The 16,259-nt window shown below is 65.3% G+C and carries 22 protein-coding genes, 1 tRNA gene and 1 pseudogene; 14 read left to right on the top strand and 10 right to left on the bottom strand.

Annotated features, from left to right (window positions below):
• The first annotated feature begins 71 nt into the window (after positions 1–71).
• The gene (locus Y590_RS17110) at positions 72–521 is read left to right on the top strand and encodes an Lrp/AsnC family transcriptional regulator (RefSeq protein ID WP_060770901.1); all 450 of its coding nucleotides are present in this window, start codon (positions 72–74) and stop codon (positions 519–521) included.
• A 687-nt stretch (positions 522–1,208) separates the two neighbouring features.
• Here the strand turns inward: Y590_RS17110 and Y590_RS17120 are convergent.
• A tRNA-Ile gene (locus Y590_RS17120) sits at positions 1,209–1,284 on the bottom strand.
• A gap of 311 nt (positions 1,285–1,595) precedes the next feature.
• Between Y590_RS17120 and Y590_RS17125 the strand changes: the two genes are divergently transcribed.
• Positions 1,596–1,991 (top strand): hypothetical protein, encoded by a 396-nt coding sequence (locus Y590_RS17125; RefSeq protein WP_060770903.1) that lies wholly within the window; start codon positions 1,596–1,598, stop codon positions 1,989–1,991.
• A gap of 109 nt (positions 1,992–2,100) precedes the next feature.
• On the opposite strand, the gene Y590_RS17130 is transcribed toward Y590_RS17125, so the two are convergent.
• On the bottom strand, positions 2,101–2,313 hold the full coding sequence (locus Y590_RS17130) for a hypothetical protein (protein ID WP_060770904.1): 213 nt from the start codon (positions 2,311–2,313) through the stop codon (positions 2,101–2,103).
• A 488-nt stretch (positions 2,314–2,801) separates the two neighbouring features.
• Between Y590_RS17130 and Y590_RS17135 the strand changes: the two genes are divergently transcribed.
• Positions 2,802–3,020 carry a hypothetical protein gene (locus tag Y590_RS17135; protein ID WP_004446692.1) on the top strand — a complete coding sequence of 73 codons (219 nt, stop codon included), beginning with the start codon at positions 2,802–2,804 and terminating at the stop codon, positions 3,018–3,020.
• Positions 3,017–3,322 (top strand): hypothetical protein, encoded by a 306-nt coding sequence (locus Y590_RS17140; protein ID WP_060770905.1) that lies wholly within the window; start codon positions 3,017–3,019, stop codon positions 3,320–3,322. Before Y590_RS17135 ends, Y590_RS17140 begins: the two co-directional genes overlap by 4 nt.
• 83 nt (positions 3,323–3,405) lie before the next feature.
• Here Y590_RS17140 and Y590_RS17145 read toward each other — a convergent pair whose 3' ends face one another.
• Entirely contained in the window at positions 3,406–4,452 is a 1,047-nt protein-coding gene (locus Y590_RS17145; protein ID WP_201026747.1) for an endonuclease/exonuclease/phosphatase family protein, read from the bottom strand.
• A gap of 45 nt (positions 4,453–4,497) precedes the next feature.
• Positions 4,498–5,208 (bottom strand): L,D-transpeptidase, encoded by a 711-nt coding sequence (locus Y590_RS17150; protein WP_060770907.1) that lies wholly within the window; start codon positions 5,206–5,208, stop codon positions 4,498–4,500.
• Between the two features lie 378 nt (positions 5,209–5,586).
• Here Y590_RS17150 and Y590_RS17155 point away from each other — a divergent pair, with 378 nt between their 5' ends.
• Positions 5,587–5,949, top strand: coding sequence for a phage holin family protein (locus tag Y590_RS17155; protein ID WP_060772342.1), 363 nt, complete (start codon positions 5,587–5,589; stop codon positions 5,947–5,949).
• A 34-nt stretch (positions 5,950–5,983) separates the two neighbouring features.
• On the opposite strand, the pseudogene Y590_RS27700 reads toward Y590_RS17155, so the two are convergent.
• Positions 5,984–6,594 (bottom strand): annotated as a pseudogene (locus Y590_RS27700) (class I SAM-dependent methyltransferase).
• Positions 6,595–6,709: 115 nt separating this feature from the next.
• Here Y590_RS27700 and Y590_RS17165 point away from each other — a divergent pair.
• From Y590_RS17165 to Y590_RS25890, 5 genes are all read left to right on the top strand, one after another.
• Complete coding sequence (locus tag Y590_RS17165) at positions 6,710–6,961, top strand: DUF6894 family protein (protein WP_060770908.1); 252 nt, start codon at positions 6,710–6,712, stop codon at positions 6,959–6,961.
• 750 nt (positions 6,962–7,711) lie between these two features.
• Complete coding sequence (locus Y590_RS17170) at positions 7,712–7,951, top strand: hypothetical protein (protein WP_060770909.1); 240 nt, start codon at positions 7,712–7,714, stop codon at positions 7,949–7,951.
• A 295-nt stretch (positions 7,952–8,246) separates the two neighbouring features.
• Positions 8,247–8,702 carry a cupredoxin domain-containing protein gene (locus tag Y590_RS17175; protein WP_060770910.1) on the top strand — a complete coding sequence of 152 codons (456 nt, stop codon included), beginning with the start codon at positions 8,247–8,249 and terminating at the stop codon, positions 8,700–8,702.
• Positions 8,703–8,790: 88 nt separating this feature from the next.
• Complete coding sequence (locus Y590_RS17180; RefSeq protein WP_060770911.1) at positions 8,791–9,000, top strand: hypothetical protein; 210 nt, start codon at positions 8,791–8,793, stop codon at positions 8,998–9,000.
• 159 nt (positions 9,001–9,159) lie between these two features.
• On the top strand, positions 9,160–9,438 hold the full coding sequence (locus Y590_RS25890) for a hypothetical protein (RefSeq protein ID WP_083530986.1): 279 nt from the start codon (positions 9,160–9,162) through the stop codon (positions 9,436–9,438).
• Between the two features lie 273 nt (positions 9,439–9,711).
• Here the strand turns inward: Y590_RS25890 and Y590_RS17185 are convergent, their stop codons facing one another.
• Positions 9,712–9,903, bottom strand: coding sequence for a hypothetical protein (locus Y590_RS17185; RefSeq protein ID WP_060770912.1), 192 nt, complete (start codon positions 9,901–9,903; stop codon positions 9,712–9,714).
• 260 nt (positions 9,904–10,163) lie between these two features.
• Here Y590_RS17185 and Y590_RS17190 point away from each other — a divergent pair, with 260 nt between their 5' ends.
• Positions 10,164–10,370, top strand: coding sequence for a hypothetical protein (locus Y590_RS17190; protein WP_060770913.1), 207 nt, complete (start codon positions 10,164–10,166; stop codon positions 10,368–10,370).
• 52 nt (positions 10,371–10,422) lie between these two features.
• On the opposite strand, the gene Y590_RS17195 is transcribed toward Y590_RS17190, so the two are convergent.
• The 3 genes from Y590_RS17195 to mntR all read right to left on the bottom strand — a co-directional run bounded on the left by Y590_RS17195 (position 10,423) and on the right by mntR (position 11,572).
• Positions 10,423–10,626: a hypothetical protein gene (locus Y590_RS17195; protein WP_060770914.1), complete on the bottom strand. Its 204-nt coding sequence runs from the start codon at positions 10,624–10,626 to the stop codon at positions 10,423–10,425.
• A 101-nt stretch (positions 10,627–10,727) separates the two neighbouring features.
• Positions 10,728–11,036: a hypothetical protein gene (locus Y590_RS17200; RefSeq protein ID WP_060770915.1), complete on the bottom strand. Its 309-nt coding sequence runs from the start codon at positions 11,034–11,036 to the stop codon at positions 10,728–10,730.
• Between the two features lie 68 nt (positions 11,037–11,104).
• Positions 11,105–11,572, bottom strand: coding sequence for a manganese-binding transcriptional regulator MntR (gene mntR / locus Y590_RS17205; RefSeq protein ID WP_083530894.1), 468 nt, complete (start codon positions 11,570–11,572; stop codon positions 11,105–11,107).
• A gap of 416 nt (positions 11,573–11,988) precedes the next feature.
• On the opposite strand from mntR, the gene Y590_RS17210 reads away from it, so the two are divergent.
• Positions 11,989–13,323 carry an Nramp family divalent metal transporter gene (locus Y590_RS17210; RefSeq protein WP_060772343.1) on the top strand — a complete coding sequence of 445 codons (1,335 nt, stop codon included), beginning with the start codon at positions 11,989–11,991 and terminating at the stop codon, positions 13,321–13,323.
• A gap of 12 nt (positions 13,324–13,335) precedes the next feature.
• On the opposite strand, the gene Y590_RS17215 is transcribed toward Y590_RS17210, so the two are convergent.
• Positions 13,336–14,226: a LysR family transcriptional regulator gene (locus tag Y590_RS17215; RefSeq protein ID WP_060770917.1), complete on the bottom strand. Its 891-nt coding sequence runs from the start codon at positions 14,224–14,226 to the stop codon at positions 13,336–13,338.
• Between the two features lie 176 nt (positions 14,227–14,402).
• Here Y590_RS17215 and Y590_RS17220 point away from each other — a divergent pair, with 176 nt between their 5' ends.
• Both Y590_RS17220 and sdhC read left to right on the top strand, forming a co-directional pair.
• Positions 14,403–15,728 (top strand): SLC13 family permease, encoded by a 1,326-nt coding sequence (locus tag Y590_RS17220; RefSeq protein ID WP_060770918.1) that lies wholly within the window; start codon positions 14,403–14,405, stop codon positions 15,726–15,728.
• Positions 15,729–15,855: 127 nt separating this feature from the next.
• Entirely contained in the window at positions 15,856–16,257 is a 402-nt protein-coding gene (gene sdhC / locus Y590_RS17225; protein ID WP_012254823.1) for a succinate dehydrogenase, cytochrome b556 subunit, read from the top strand.
• The last annotated feature ends 2 nt before the right edge of the window (positions 16,258–16,259 follow it).

Below are 16,259 nucleotides of genomic sequence, written 5' to 3' on the forward strand. Positions count from 1 at the left end.
CGAATAATGCGCTATATTTTACTGATCTATAGGATATAATTCGATCATATTGATTTTTCTGCGATGAGGCCATGGACGACATTGATCGGCGCATCATCCGCATGCTCAGGGCGAACGGCCGCATCAGCAACGCGGACCTCGCGGAGGCCGTGGGCCTATCGGCGTCCGCCTGCCACCGAAGGGTGGGATTGCTGGAAAGTTCGGGGGTCATACGCGGATACACGGCGCTGATCGAAGCACCGTCCGAGGAGGGCGGACTGGTCGTGCTCACGCAGTTCACCCTCGACCGGCAGACCGAGGAGTTCCTTAACCAATTCGAGGCCGCGGTGCGCCGCTGCCCGGAGGTTCAGGATTGTTATTTGATGACCGGAATCGCCGATTATTTGGTCAAGCTCAAAGTGAGGGATGCGGCCGACTACGAGCGGTTGCACAAGGAGGTGCTTTCTCGGCTTCCCGGTGTCTCACGCCTACAATCCAGCTTCGCGATCCGGACAATTGTGTCACCGGCGAGCAGGATTTGATCCTGCAGGATTTAAACTTCCTTCGTTTGACGACCAAAAAATCCCTGATTTAAACTGAGATTAATTCAAACAAAATGGCGATTATGCACTTTGCAAACCGACCGTTATCATGGTCCGTGTTCGACCATGCGAAAGTTGGCACCAGGCAGAGGGTTCATGGCACCTTGGGACGCAACATCTGGCGCATAGGACAAAATTCCTTGTCGCAGAGGACCGCTGTCACTGCCGCCCGGGGCATCTGTATTCCCGACCAGTGAGGGTCCCTCAGGAGCCGGGCTGAGGTAAAACGGGAAACCCTCCCGAAGGATGGTGCAGGCCCTGGCCCTCCGAGGCTGAGCAACGCCCGGGCTTATTAATTCGGCGGGTCCAGGCTGTCCTCGACCTTATGGAGGGTGAGATGAACTGGGTGGATTGGGTGCTGCAGATGGAAGCCTTCGTCCGCGAGGACGATCAGGAGGGGAGGGCCGGCACCCTCGGGGGGACTGGACCACGCCGACGTCATCTGGGCCGCCTGGTCGAACGACGGGCATACGCCGGTGATACGGGTCATCCGCGGCCGTGACCTGTCGGGGCCTTACAGTTTGCCGGTAGCGATGGGTCGCGGTGCACAAGGTCGAGATCGCACCTGCCGATATACGATGTCGATTATGCCGCTAATCAACCCGCTAAGTGGTTGAAATAGACGGGTGGTAGGCCCGGCCGGACTCGAACCGACAACCAGACCGTTATGAGCGGTCGGCTCTAACCATTGAGCTACAGGCCCGCGCTCTTTGCCTGTCCATTACTGACGCTCAACACTGGCTCTCGAAGACAGGTTGGGCGACAGAAACGACGACAGAAACGCCGCTTTTGAGTAGCCGTGCAGGGGGCTTCCGGCAAGCCCTCCACGCATGACCGCTGGCCGCCGAGACCAAGCCGCGCCTCGATCGGACCGGCCTGATCCGAGCCCCACCATCGACGAACGCTTCGAGGCCAACGCGCACGGGCGCAAAGCGTGTGAACCCGATCGGCCGGTAAGACTGAAGCAACCGGATGCCCCTATGCCGTCGGCCCCACCATCAGCCGGCAGCCAGGATGCTCCTTCCCGAACTCGCGCCCGACTCGCTCCCGCCCCAAGCCGCCGAATGGCGCAAAGCCTTCGGCGCACTCCGTCCGACTGCACCCCCTTGCCGGTATCTCGGCACCACGGCCTGGGCGAACATCCACGAGGCCTGCACCGACTTCATCGAGCGCTTCGGCGCCGAGGCCGTGCGCCTGGGCTGGACCGCGCCGCAGATCTTCGGCGTCCATCCCGAGCACGGGACGTTGCGCGTGGATTGGTGCGGAGTGATGATCACAGGAGGGCAGAAGGCGATCGGCATCGAGCCGAGCCGGATCCTGTTCGGCAATGTGAGCGGCTACCGGAACACGCCCGGCGTACCGACCGGCCTACCGATCTGGGAGTTCGCGGCCCGTCGCGGCGGGACATGACCGACGACGCACCGGACGCGCTCAGTCGAGAGCGACATCGCGCCCCTCGAAGGGCGACGAACGCCCGCGATGACCTAACCGCCGCTCACGTCCATGGAGCGGCGGCCGGCTACCGTGTGGCCGATCCGGAGAATACGTGCGGCTCGGAGGGGCGATTCGTCGAAAGCGCACTCGGCTCGGCCGTATGGGAACAGGCACCGGCCTGCACCCCGCTTTCGCAGGCCGTCTTCGGCTCGGCATGGCCGAGGCGAGTCGTCGCCGCTGCACTCGACAGCACGAGGACGAGGGCAACGAGCAGGCGGTAGAGAGGAAGACCGATCATCGTCGTGGCTCGGGCGGGGACGAGACTGAGGGGATCAGCTCGGCTGCGGGGCGGGCACGCGAATCGCGGCCATCGGGCCGCGGATCGGATCGAAGACGGTGATGGTCATCGCGGATGCTCGTGAACGTGGTTGGATCGACGTGTCCCGCTAACACCTTTGTCCGCGATGGTTTCCACACCCTGTTCGGATATCGTGAGCCATCCGTTAAGGCTGATCCGTCGGGAAGCGCCGCCGCCTCACCAGGGCAGGAAGCGATCGGAAGCCGGTCGCCCGGCCACCATGAATGCGATCGCACCGATGACGCCTGCGAGCACGACAAAAACCTCGGTCCCGAACATGCTTTCCCCCTCGGCCCGGCTTGGGCGAGGTGCGTCTGAAGCGAGGTTGAGGCGGCAACGTAGCCCGCAGAGCGTCCTCGTCGTCGCAGTCGGGGTGGGCGGTGGTAAGAACCTCTCGCGTCGCCCGATGAGCGAACGTAGGTTGTGGCATGCCCGCTGCCCGCTGCGTCCACTACATCGGCTTCAAGGACGACCGCTACTGGAACGCCTTCCGGATCTGGGGCGGCCCCACGATGATCCATCGGCGCTGGGACCGCATTGCCAAGCACGACATAGGCCCGGACGACGTGGCGATCTTCGCCGACGGCGATGAGCACCAGCCCTTGGCGGACTACAACGCGACCGACATCGACGAGCGATGGCTATGACGAACATCATCCGCCCCAATTTCGGTGGCCGCGACCGCGAAGCTGAGCCAGCGATGGCGGCCGAGGCGCTCCACATCTACGGGACCGCAGCAGGCTATCTCGTGGCCCTGCTGGAGGACGCAGGCGGGCCCGAAGGGCGATGCCTCAAGGTCGTCACCGGCTCCGTCGGCGGAAACGTGTTCGAGACCGTCGCCGTAATGCCCGCCACGGACGAAGGACGCATCGATGCCGATATGGCCGCCATGGCGGTTCTGCGCGCGCTGGAGGTTGTCGAGCAGGGCAGCGGGCCGGCCTCTGCCTGAGGCGCTGCGGGGACAACGGGAGCGTCTTGTCGGCCCCGCGGCTTTCTCGAAAGGGCCGTCGTCGATGCTCTATCCTACCGACCTCACTGCACCGCCTCGATCGCCTTCTGGGCATCCCGATGATCCTGCTCGGAGGCTTCGGGTGCGTCTTGTCGCGCCGGTGCCTGCGGCGCCCGGCATAGATCGACCCAAATCGGGAAATGATCGGACCCGACATCGTTCAGGCGCTGCATGTCGCTCAAGAGAAAATGCTCGCTGAAAAAGATGTGGTCGAGGGGCCAGCGTGCAAACGGATATTGCGCATGGAAGGTCGAGAACAGGCCGCGCCCGTGACGGGGATCGAGAAGGCCGCTGATGTTCTGGAACAGTCGATTCGTGTGTGACCAGGCCACGTCGTTGAGGTCGCCGGCGACGATGGTCGAACCCTTGGTTTTCGCGACCTCTCGGGCGACCACGACGAGCTCGGCATCGCGCGGCGCGCTGCTATGGCCCGGATGGGGCGGCCGTGGGTGCAGCCCGTAGAACGTGACCGGCTCGCCGCTGGGCAGAACCACCGTTGTGCGTAACGACGGAACGTCCTCCTGCAACAGGAAGCGGATTGTCGGATCGCGCAAGGGAAGGCGGGAATAGAACAGCAGGCCGTAGGTGTTGTCCTGCGGGTGTTCGACGCGATGCGGATAATGCGCGTGCAGCGGAGCCATCGCGGCGTGCCATCCCGCATCGGTTTCGAGCAGCAACACCAGATCGGGCGCCTTGGCAGCAATGAGATCGAGCGCCGCACCGTACGCGCGGTTCGATTGGAGCACGTTGAGGACGAGGAGGCTGATGCGGTCACCCGGACGACACGACTCCGCTGCCTTTGCCTGGGGCGCCGCCACGCGCGTGAACGGCAGGATGTAGCTGGCTTGCAGGGCAAGAGCTGCGACCATGGAGGCGGCCAGAGTCAGAGCCGTGCCGTCCCGGGAGATCGCGAGAAGCCCGACGCTGCTGACAGCCAGCGCGACCGCGATCTGAAGCCGGGGAAAGTCCAGGCTGCGGATGATACCAAAGTTCGTCGGAATCAAGGGTAGCAACGTCGCGACAATCAGCAGTAGCGCGACAATTTTCAAGGCGATCGACAAATAATCCAAGTCTCTTCCAATCAATCGGAGCCCGACCCACGCCGATGCAGGCCGCTATGCCGGAAGAACCACCACCTTCGTCTTCACCGGGGTTCGCGCGTAGAGATGGATCATATCCTGACTGAGCAAGCCGACGCAGCCGCTCGTGATGCCACTTCCGATCGATTCGGGGTCGCTGCTGGCGTAGATCGTGTAGAGCGTGTAGGCGCCGCCCTGATAGAGGTGCAGGGTGCGGGCACCGAGCGGGTTGTCGAGGCCGCCCGGCATCCCACGGGCGTATTGAGCGGCTTCGGGCTGACGCCGGATCATCTCTTTAGGCGGCGTCCAAGTCGCCCATTCGGACTTGCGGCCGACATATGCGTCGCCGCTCCACAAGAACCCGTCGCGTCCCACATTGGCGCCGTAGCGGGTGGCGGATCCGTCGCCCTCGACGCGGTAGACATAGTAGTTGCGCGGATCGACGATGATCGTTCCAGCCGCTTCTTTGGTCTCGTAGCGAACCGTCCGGCGGTAATACTTTGGATTGACCTTGCTGATATCGACCGCCGGGATCGGGAATTTCTCGTCCGGCATCGGTCCGTAGACCTTCGCCGCATCGGCAAGCATCGTGCCGTCGGACGTCACGCAACCACCGAGCCCGAATGCGCCGAGGGTGGCAGCCGAGCCGACCAGAAACGAGCGGCGGCCAAGACGCCGTGACCGGCATCCGAGCAGAGCGGTCTCGTCCGAACCGCCAGCGTCGGCGTGCCCACCATCGATCGTCATGCTTCAGGGCTTTCCACATCCTGCGGTGCGATGGGGCAATGCATCGGCATCAATCCGGCCATCGTAAGGCTAAGCTGAGAGTGCGGCGACTCGGCCCGCCTGGCAAGTGCGGCGCGCCGTCGATCGATGGCCCCGCAACGATGCCGCCGCTTCGCTCCGAACCGCACACGGCCGGCCCGCGGATGATTCGCTTGGCTCGATGCCCGATGACTGTCACGGGATGCCTCGCTGGCGAACCTTCACGTTGCAAGCGCTGTCAGTCCGGATGTCGCCGTGCGGAAGCTTCGCGCTAGCTGTAGACCGCGGGCCGCTTTGATGGCTGCGCGTCCTCTCATGCCTGCGAAGGACGAGAGGCTCGGGAACGGTGAGGACGCATCCTTGAACGAACAGACCATTCGAAAAGGTCAGCCGGGTGAAGATCCTCGCACCACCGCCGTCCTGATCCTCGTCGCGATACGCGAGGCCAGCGCTCATCTTGGCAAGCTGCTCCGGCTGGCGCGAACGGAAGTCCGCGGCAACCTCCGTATGCTCGCCCTGCTTGTGCTCCTGTTCGGCGGGGCGCTCCTGTTGGTGCTCGCCTCGCTGGTCCTGTTTCTGATCGCCTTGCGGGACGCATTGGCTGCGCTGATCGGCGACGACGCGCTGGCGGCGTTGATCGTGGCCATGCCGTTCGTCGCCGCCACAGCGATTCTGACGCGCCTTGGCTTCAAGTGGATGAGCCTACGCGCGCCGGTCGGCTGAGCTGTCCGCCGAAGGTGGTTTGCGGATGCCGGCATCAGGCCCAGGCGACCCGGCCGCGGAACGCAAAACCGGCGTAGAACAGGCTGACCCCGGTGAACCCGGTCTCCCGCAGCAGGGCCTCGCCTTCCTCGGGTGAAAGGATCGGCAGGCGTTCTTCGATCCCAATCCTGGCGCTCTCGGCCTGCGCGCGATCGATGCCGGACCTCCTAAAGCGCGCACATTCGCTCCTGACGCTCGATCAAGTGGAGTGTCGGGATACAGGTGGCGCCATCGAACGGCCCTTCCGGCGCAGTGTCGATCCGTCCTTCGTGCAGGTGTGCCCGGTCCGCGAGGTTGCCGAGGGTGAGGCGTGCGAGGTCGAGCATCGCCGCAGACGGATCGACACCGACGAACGACCAACTGGGTTGGCCCTCGGCGAACACCTTGAGTTCGAGGCCGCCGCCAGCCCCGAGAACCCGCACCTGCGCGTCGTCCGGGGCGCGCTCCGCGAGGCGCAGCATCGCCATGCGCTGCAGGCCAGCCTCAAGCATCGTCTTTTTTCCAACGCCGGCAACCACCTTTCGGGACGATGCTCTAGCCAGGCACTATGCGCGGTGGGTTGTCCGCGTATCGGGCAATGGCTTGCGGGCCAGGGAAGGCATCCATGCCGGATGGTCTCACGCTCCCTGATCGTGCAGCGCCTTCATCATGAGGCCCGACAGAAACCCGGCACCGGCCATCGCGGTTGGCTGAGGCCGTCAGAGCCAATTCGGAGGCGGGAGTGCCGCGCCACTTCTTCGACACGCACGACGGCGAGTTTCATCGTGACGACGAGGGGGCCGAGCCGGCGGATTATGAGGCGGCACGCAAGGAGGCGATGATCTTCCTGCCTGAAGTCGCGCGCTGGGAAATCCCGAAGGACGGCGATCACCGCCCCTTCAGCGTTTTTGTCCGCGATGAAAGCGGGACCATCGTCTACACGGGAAGGCTGACCTATTCCGACATTCGGCTCACCAATGCTGGAAAACCCTGAAATCAAGGCAATAGAGGATCGCTCTCAATCGACTCGCGGCAATGTCACCGACGAAATGGACCGTGATCCAAAATAAGACTCGAATCTCCTCGAAAGAAATCGCATTGTAATACGGTGAATACAAATAATAATTAATTAGTTTTTTCTGGGATTTTGTGGTAATTATCTGTATCCGCCTCGACCTGCAATTTGTAATCATTCAAATGGTTGTGGGCATTTTAGTGCTTCTGTCTGGTGAGGTCATGACGCTATCGCCGCGCCTTTATAATGATATATTTCATCACCCATGCCCATCGTGCGGAGAGAAACACAAGAAGACAGGGCGCTGGTTTGCGATCGTTGCACGATATCAATGCCCAAGATGCAATGTAGAAATAATACTGAGCTACCCTCTAAAGATTGAAATTTTCAATGCCCACAGCATTCTCAAAGACAAGGGCATGATCTGAAAAATTTTTGGATTATGCTCCATCGCGCGATCGTCGCAGCCGTCCAACCCGCCGCCGCACCCCGTCGTTCGACCTTGGCACTGAAAACAACCGGGATCCCAACCACCTGTATAGACCTAAATCTGCGGGGGTACTTCGAAAGTAGTAGAGAATAACATCCTGATCTAAGCCGCTCTTGAAACTGTCGGGGCAAAATTCTCCGTCGGTCCTTTGAACAGGTGCTGCGGCTCATAGTTTACGGATTACCGGCCGGCTCAGATGATGGCTGGCGCGGCGTCATGCGGTGGAAGGCAGGATCCTCATGCCGGACAAAGCAAAGCGCGCCGATCTCGCCCAAAAGGCCCTCGACGCTTACCTGCACGAACACTCCGGCATCCGACGCTGGTGCTATCCATCCACGTCGGACGATATCGGAGAGAGCGACATCATCGACCTCGTCACCGATCTGCTGCTGTTGGCAGAGGTGAAAGGTCACGATCCCTGCGCTGTCGTACGCAAGGCCGAAGTGCATCTTCAGGCCGAAGCCGATTTGCGCGGCTGAGGTGCCCCCCGACCCCGGCGCAATCCGTGGCGGGGGCCGGAACGAGACCCTGCTGTCCTTCGACACATCCACGATGTCGGGGTCAGCGGGGCGTCGCGAGTCGCACGACCTCGACTGTGCCGCCGATGCCCGCGCCGTCGTCTCGCTCGGGTGCTTGAGGCAGAGTGCCCACCCGTTCCTGCCCTCAGGTCGCCCCCCCCACCGAGCCTGCCCGCCCGGGGTCGGCCTGCGGCGTCGCGTCCAGGAACAGGCAGCCGGCGTTCGCCTTGCCCCTCCAACGCCCAGGGAGATCGATGTGACACGATACGCCGTAAGCACGCTGGGCACTCTGTGCCTCATGCTGTCCGCCAACCTCGCCCATGCCGAAGGGAAGCCGCTGCCCCCACCGGCCTCTGACGGACAGCCCGTCATGGAACTGACCATGGAGAAGAAGGATCGCAAGATCGTCTGCTCGCCCGCCGAGCTCCGGTTGCCCGCGAATACGAATGCCGAGCTACGGGTCATCAACAAAGCCGACCAGCCCGTGACCCTGACCATGGACGGCCAGTTCGAGAACGGCCTCGTGCAGCATGTGGACGGTGACCAAGGCCACTCCGCGAGCGAGAAGGGCTACACCATCAAGCTGAACGGGAAAGCCACGCTCAAGTTCAGGACGATGGCGGCCGGCGAACATCCCTACGGATGCACGGGTGTGAACAGCCAGAGCGACCCCTTCGTCGGAAAGTACATTCTCGTTCCGCCGGCCGGCTGAAGCGCAGAGGCGATCGAAGAGCCGCGGAACCGAGCCTGCCGCTGAGGTTTGGCTCGGTATCGCATCTCACCCGCAAGCGAGGAACGCCATGTCGAGCGACACCCAACAGCATCACGAACTCCTCAGCGCCGTCAAAGCGGCTCAGGGCACGCAGGACGGCTCCTTCGAAAAGGCTGTCACACGCGCTTTCGAACACGTTTTCGAGCACCTGGATCGGCTGAACTCTCACGTCTCGACCGGTGGTTCCGAGGGTGAAGAGCGGCTGCTCAAGCCCGACGAGTCTCCCACCCTTCGCTGATATGGTGAGAGATCCCGGCTCTCACGCCGATGCGCAACGTGATCCATTCCCTGTGCGTCCCTGCCGCATTCTCGCGGGGGGTGTTTCGGGCATTGGCCTGAACGAACCGGGCAACCCGGCGTTGATCCTGCTCAACGACGAACAGGGATGGAAACGACCATGCAGACCAAGACAATCGCGCTTGCCGCAGCGCTGACACTGGCGCTTTCGGGGGCCGCTCTGGCTCAAACCGCTGCCGGCGGCGGAAGCGCCGAGGGCAACATGAACAACCCGGGCAGCGTGAAGAGCAATTCCGAGAAGAGCATGGAGCGCGCAACGGGATCGACGACCGGCAGCACGACCGGAACCCGCATGGCCCCGGCGGCGCCTGGTGCTGCTGGCGGCACCTCCAGCGGCAGCATGGGCACCGGTTCGGGTGGCGCGGCAAGCGGTCGCTGACCGATCCACGGCGAGATGAGCTTGGGAGGGTCGGCGTAATGCCGGCCCTCTTTCGTTGCGATCCCGCCCTCTCTTGGTCGTCTCGGAGTGGTGCTCTGCTCCCCCGCGGTCAGCCGCGACCACCCCCGCCAGAAACCGAGTCAGACCTCAAGGCGCGCGTTACGAGCTTAGAGCCGTATCCGACCGGATCACATCAGGTCGGATACGGCTCTAAGACCTTGTTTTGACGCGCATTCTTTCGACGAACCGGTGACCACTTCGCCGGAATGCGCTCTAGCGTTTCGACTTCCTGTCCTCCGGCGTCTCCGGCTTAAAGTCCTTCGAGGGATCGGGGTTGTCCTCGGGCTTGAGCGTCGCCCCGGGCGTGCCTTTGCCGGGATGCCCCGTCTGCTCGTCGATGCTCCCGAGTGCGCCGCCTTTGTGCGTCTTGCTGGCGTCTGCACCCGGCTTCTCCGGCTTCCTCATGACGTTCTCCCGTTCGAAGCGCAGAGCGCTTCAGGCCGTAGAACGCGCAGGAGGCCCGAAGGAGCCGTCCATTCGGCATTATGATGCAGATTTGATCGGCCAGAGCCGGTGGACCGCTCGTCGGGCAATGGTGATGGAACTGAAATCACGGTCGCCGGAGAGGCCCCGCGAAGCCTCCGATCAGCGACCCGTCCGACTTCGGGACGGCTCGCGATCCCCGAGCGGCTGCCCTATTCTCATCCACCGAACAGGAGAACGTCATGCGCTACACCGTTCACTGGACCGGACCCTCGGGCCCTTCCAAGGAACCGCACGACCTCGGGGCGAGGGCCGCCGAGCGGGCCATGACCTTTGCGAGCATGGGCGCCTCGGATGTCTACGTGGAGACCAGCGACGGACGGGTGTTCCGGGCGCCGGCGCAGATGGCCGCCTTGGTTCAGTACGCGCAGACCGCCGACGCCGAGTAGAGCCGAGGCGGACGGCGGCAATCCCCGTGGCCCGCCTCCGGAGGCGGGCCGATCATGAGCCGACGAGCTGCCATTCGAAGACGAGCTGGCGCAGCCGCGCCTGGGCGGCGCGGCGGGCCTCGTCGAAGGTCGCGTAGCTCTGCGCGCCGTAGCGCCTTGGCTCCCCCTTCTCGACGATGGAACAGACGAAGCGGCCCGGGAGCCGCCAGCAGGGTCTCACATCGATGGAGTAGGGATGGGCATTCCGGTCAGCCATGCGGGCATGGTGCCACGCCCTGCGGCAGCGACCAAGGCGCGGCGACACCGCGCCGTGTTCACATTTGTCAGCGAGCGAATTTTTGCACCGGATGGGCGACCTCAGCTCTCGTCCTGATCCTGCGCGGGGCGCAGGGAGCGCTCGATCGTCTCCAGAACGGTCGTTGCGAGCGCCGCATCCGGATCGTCGCGGAACAGCACGTCGCGCAGCATGGCGAGGTAGCCTTCAAGGCGCTCGTCGTAGTGATCGGAATCGATCGAACGCAGCACGCTGGCCAGGAAGCCCACCGCCATCTGGTGGGCCACCTGCTTGGCGCCGAGCTCGGCGAGTCCTTCGGCGAGGTTCGTCACCGCCGCGTCGTGCCGGGCGCTGACGGCGGCGAGCGCCGTCAGTTGCTGGGTCTGGTCCATCGGGTCGGGTCCTCGGAAGCACGTCGGGAGATCAGGCGGGAAGCGGGCCGGGCGGTTGGGATCGGAGCCTACAGCTTCGCGTCGGCGAAGCGGCGGAACGCGTCCAGCGTCTCGGCGCTGACATGGTGCTCGATCCCTTCCGCGTCGCGTCGTGCCGTCTCGGCACTGACGCCCACGGCGCGCAGGAAGCGCTCGACGATGCGGTGGCGTTCCCGCGACTGCTCGGCCAAAGCCTGCCCCGCCGGGGTGAGGAACACGCCGCGATAGGGCCGCTGCTGCACGAGGCCGTCCTCGGCGAGCCGCTTGAGCATCTTGGCGACCGTCGGCTGGGCCACGCCGAGGCGGGCGGCGATATCGACCTGCCGCGCCTCGCCGCCATCGCCGATCAGGTCGGCGATCAACTCGACGTAATCCTCCACCAGTTCGAGACGGCGCGCCTCGCGGGCCTGACGGAAGCTCTCGACATGGACCTCTGCATCGACGAGCGGCGCATCCGCGCCCGCCGGGTGCACCTCGGGTGCCGGCTTCTGCCCCATCTCTCGCCCCATCTCTCGCGACGCATCCTGCATGAGGCGGCGGGCTCCTCCATTTCGGGCGCGGCCTGATTGGCCCACGCCTCATAGGGTCGTCCAGCGCCTTCACGAAACACCCGGCGCACGGACCGCGCCTCGGCAAGGGCAGGGGCAAGAACGGTGGCAAGCGCGACGGCGAGTGCGATCGATCCGCCCGGTGTTTCGAAGGTACCGTGCCGACCTGTTTAACCTAAGCGCCCCACGGCCGGGAACCCGGTTGGAAGCCCCTTGATCTCAGCTTCGGCGCAGCTTTATAGCTGATGCTATAAGGACGAGCTGTGTGCGGGTGCGAATGGAGCGCCCGGCTCTCCTGCGTCGGTCCGCTCCATCGGGAGCGACGGGCAGGGGCAATCGGCCCCCCGATACGAATGGAAGCGGTGATGGATCAGGTTCGGCCGGCACCGCCCGGGCAAGCCCCTGCGGAACCGAGCCTCGGCGCGCTCAATGGCAGCGTGCCGGTGCGGGCGGGCGGGTCCTGGCTGTGGCGGCTCTTCGCCTTCATCGGACCGGGATACATGATCTCGGTCGGCTATATGGACCCGGGCAACTGGGCCACCGACATCGCCGGCGGCGCCCAGTTCGGCTACACGCTGCTCTCCGTCATCCTGCTCTCGAACCTGATGGCGATCGTGCTCCAGGCGCTGGCGGCGCGGCTCGGCATCGCCACCGGCCTCGACCTCGCCCAAGCCTGCCGCGAGCGGACCTCCCGGCCCGTCTCCATCGCCCTGTGGCTGATCTGCGAGGCGGCGATCATCGCCTGCGACCTCGCCGAGGTGATCGGCACGGCCATCGCCCTCAAGCTCCTGTTCGGCATCCCGCTGACGCTGGGCGCGATCCTCACGGCCCTCGACGTGTTCGTGGTGCTGCTGCTGCTGCGCCGGGGCTTCCGGGCGCTGGAGGCCTTCGTGATCGGCCTCCTGACGATCATCTTCGTCTGCTTCGGCCTGCAGATCGCGATGGCGGCCCCCCCGATCCAGGCCGTGCTCGGCGGCTTCGTGCCCTCACGGGAGATCGTGACCAACCCGGCCGCGCTCTACATCGCCATCGGCATCATCGGCGCGACCGTGATGCCGCATAACCTCTACCTCCACTCCTCGATCGTGCAGACGCGCGCCTATCCCCGCACCGATCAGGGCCGGCGCGAGGCCCTGCGCTTCGCCGTCACCGACTCGACGGTGGCGCTGATGCTGGCCCTGTTCGTCAACGCCGCGATCCTGATCATGGCCGCCTCCGTGTTCCACGCGGGCGGGCGCACCGATGTCGAGGAGATCGAGCAGGCCTACGAGCTGCTCTCGCCCTTGCTCGGTGTCGGCCTCGCCTCGACGCTGTTTGCCGTGGCGCTCCTGGCGTCCGGCCTCAACTCGACGGTGACCGCGACGCTGGCCGGCCAGATCGTGATGGAGGGCTTCCTGCGGCTGCGCCTGCCGCCCTTCGCCCGGCGGCTGGTGACGCGGGGCATCGCCATCGTCCCGGTCGTGATCGTCACCGCCCTCTACGGCGAGCAGGGTACGGCCCGGCTCCTCGTGCTGAGCCAGGTGGTGCTCTCGATGCAACTGCCCTTCGCGGTGATCCCGCTGGTGCGCTTCGTCTCCGACCGGCGGCTGATGGGCCCGCTCGTGATCCCCGGCTGGCTGAAGGGGCTGTCCTGGGTCATCGCCGGCATCATCGTCGTGCTGAACGTGAAGCTGTTGGTCGACACGCTCGCCGGCACCTGACGCGACGGCGCCTCACGCGTCGGCCGCGCGCAGATGCGCCACGAAATCCTGCGCGAAGGGCGGCAGTCCCGCCAGATCCCGCAGGCAGAGCTTGAGGTCGCGCGCCGCCCAAGGATCCTCCAGCGGAACGGGCGCGATGCTCATCGTGCGCTTGGCCCGCCGCGCGGTGGTCTCCGGCACGATGCCGAGGCCGACGCCGCATTCCACGAGGCGGCAGACCGCGTCGAAGCTGCGCAACTGCACCCGCAGCCGCATCGGCCGGCCGATGCGGGAGGCCTTGGCCGCGAGGAATCGGGTCAGGGCGCTCGGCCGGTCGAGGCCGACGAGGTCGTGCTCCAGCACCTCTGCGAAGCCGAGGCTGTGGCGACCCGCGAGCGGGTGGCCGGCGGCGACCACCACCACGAAGCGGTCGTGACGGAAGGGGAAGGTCTGGAGCGTGCCGGTATCGACGGTGCCCGCGACGATGCCGAGATCGGCGGCCCCGTCGGCCACCATGCCGACGATCTCGTCGGATGTCCGCTCCTCGATATCGACGCTGACGCCGGTATGCAGGGCGAGGTAGGCGGAGAGCGCCTCGGGCAGGAATTCGGTGAGCGCGTTGGTGTTGGACAGGACCCGGATCTGGCCGACGGCGCCGCCCGCGAACACGGAAAGATCGCCCTGCAGCCGCTCGATCTGGCCCATGATCTCGCGGGCATGCGCCAGCAGGGTGCGGCCGGCGGGCGTCACCGTCACGCCCTGGCGCCCGCGCAGCAGGAGCGCCGCGCCGAGCGACGCCTCCATCGCCCGCACCCGCGCCGAGGCGGCGGCGAGCGCGAGGTTCGCCCGCTCGGCCCCATGGGTGATCGAACCGGCCTCGACGACGTGGCGGAACAGGTTCAGATCGACGAGATCGAAGCGCATGGCAGGGTGAATTCGAAAGAGCGCTCTCTGCCCCGCATTCGCGTGGGATGGAGCGAGGCTCGGTCATGAAGCCTATCACGAGAGCGTGAGCCAGGCATCGGCCTTCGCGAACGGCGAAGGCACCTACCACGAAAGCCGAATTGCGAACGCTTCCAATTCGCGTTTGAAGCGCACCCATGAGCGCTGCCACCGCCAGCATCTTCGGGGGACAGGGCACGGTCGTCGCGGCCGGGGGCCTGCTCGTGCTGTGCATGGGGCTATGGGCGACCGGGCTCGTGGCCGAGATCGTCACGGCGCTGATGTTCTTCGCGCTCGCGATGCTGCTCAAGCTCGCCCCGCCGCAGACGGTGTTTTCCGGCTTTGCCTCCTCCGCCTTCTGGCTGGTGACGAGCGGCATGGTGGTCGGGCTCGCCATGAATCGCACCGGACTGGGCGACCGGCTCGCGCGCAGGCTGGCCGCGCGGCTGCCCGCCTCCTATCCGGGGTTCATCGCCGGCCTCGTCGCCTTCTCCTTCGCGCTCGCCTTCGTGATGCCGTCCAATCTGGGGCGCATTGCCCTGATGGTGCCGGTGGTCATCGCCCTGTGCGACGCCTTCGGGCTTGAGGCCGGGCGTCCGGGCCGGACGGGAGCGCTGCTCGCCTTCGGCATCGCCACGCCGATGCTCTCGGCGGCGATCCTGCCCGCCAATGTGCCGAACCTGGTGATGGCCGGCACCGCCGAGACACTGTTTGATATCCATCTCAGCTATCTCCCGTATCTCTTTCTGCACGCTCCGGTTCTCGGCCTCGTCAAGGGCGCGATTCTGGTCGCCTGCACGATCCTGATCTTTCCCGATCGCCTCGACGGGAAACGGCCCGAACTGCCGCCGCTGCCCCCGTTATCGGCCGAAGAGCGGCGCCTCTCGGCGATCCTCGCGGTGATGCTGGCGCTTTGGCTCAGCGACGGCTGGCACGGCATCCCCCCGGCCTGGATCGGGCTCGCGGCCGCGGTGATCTGCCTGTTGCCGGGCACCGGCGTCCTGTCGTCCCAGAGCTTCGGTGAGATCCCGTTGCGGACCTGCTTCTACGTCGCCGCCCTGTTCGGGCTGACGGCGGTGGTCAACGAGACCGGGCTCGGGGCCGATCTCGGCCACGCGCTCCTCTCGGTCGCCCCGCTGGAGCCGGGCGCGCCCGCCAAGAATTTCGCGACCCTGACCGGCCTGTCGATCGGCTTCCTGTTCACCGCCACCGCCAACGGCGCGCCCGCCCTCTACACCGCGCTGGCGGAGGAGTTCTCGCGCGCCAGCGGCTTCGACCTGATGAGCGTGCTGATGGTGCAGGTGGTCGGCTACTCGACGCTGTTCCTGCCCTATCAGGCGCCGCCCATCATCATGACGATGGATCTCGGCCGCCTGTCTCTGGCCGACGCGACCAAACTCACGCTCGCCACGGGCGTCGCCTCGCTCATCGTCGCGATCCCGCTTGCCTATTTTTGGTTCAGGCTGACCGGGAGACTGACATGAGACAGATCCGCGCGATCGTCAGCTTGACCAATGCTGCACCGCAGCACCGGCATTGCCGGCCAGAGCCCAGCGCCCTAACCCTTCCCTGGAATTTATCCAGTCTTCGACGCGAGGATCGTGAGCCGCGATGAACCCTACCGTCAGACCTACGGTCGCCCAGCCGCTCTCGCCCCATCTCCAGATCTACCGCTGGACCTGGACCATGGCGATGTCGGTGTTCCACCGCATCACCGGCACGGCGCTCTACGGCGGCACCTTCCTCGTCGCAGTGTGGCTGGTGGCGCTCGCCTCCGGTCCGCGCGCCTACGACACGGTGGCATGGTTCTTCGGTTCGTGGGCCGGGCGCGCCATCCTGTTCGCCTATACCTGGGTGCTGCTGCACCACATGCTCGGCGGCCTCCGCCACTTCATCTGGGACGCGGGCTACGGCTTCGACCGCGACCGTCGTCTGGGGCTCGCCCGCGCGACGCTGATCGGCTCCGTCACCCTGACCATCGTGATCTGGGCGATCGCCCTGCTCGTGCGCTGAGG

Origin of the sequence: Methylobacterium sp. AMS5 (assembly GCF_001542815.1) — a bacterium.
Lineage (GTDB): Bacteria > Pseudomonadota > Alphaproteobacteria > Rhizobiales > Beijerinckiaceae > Methylobacterium.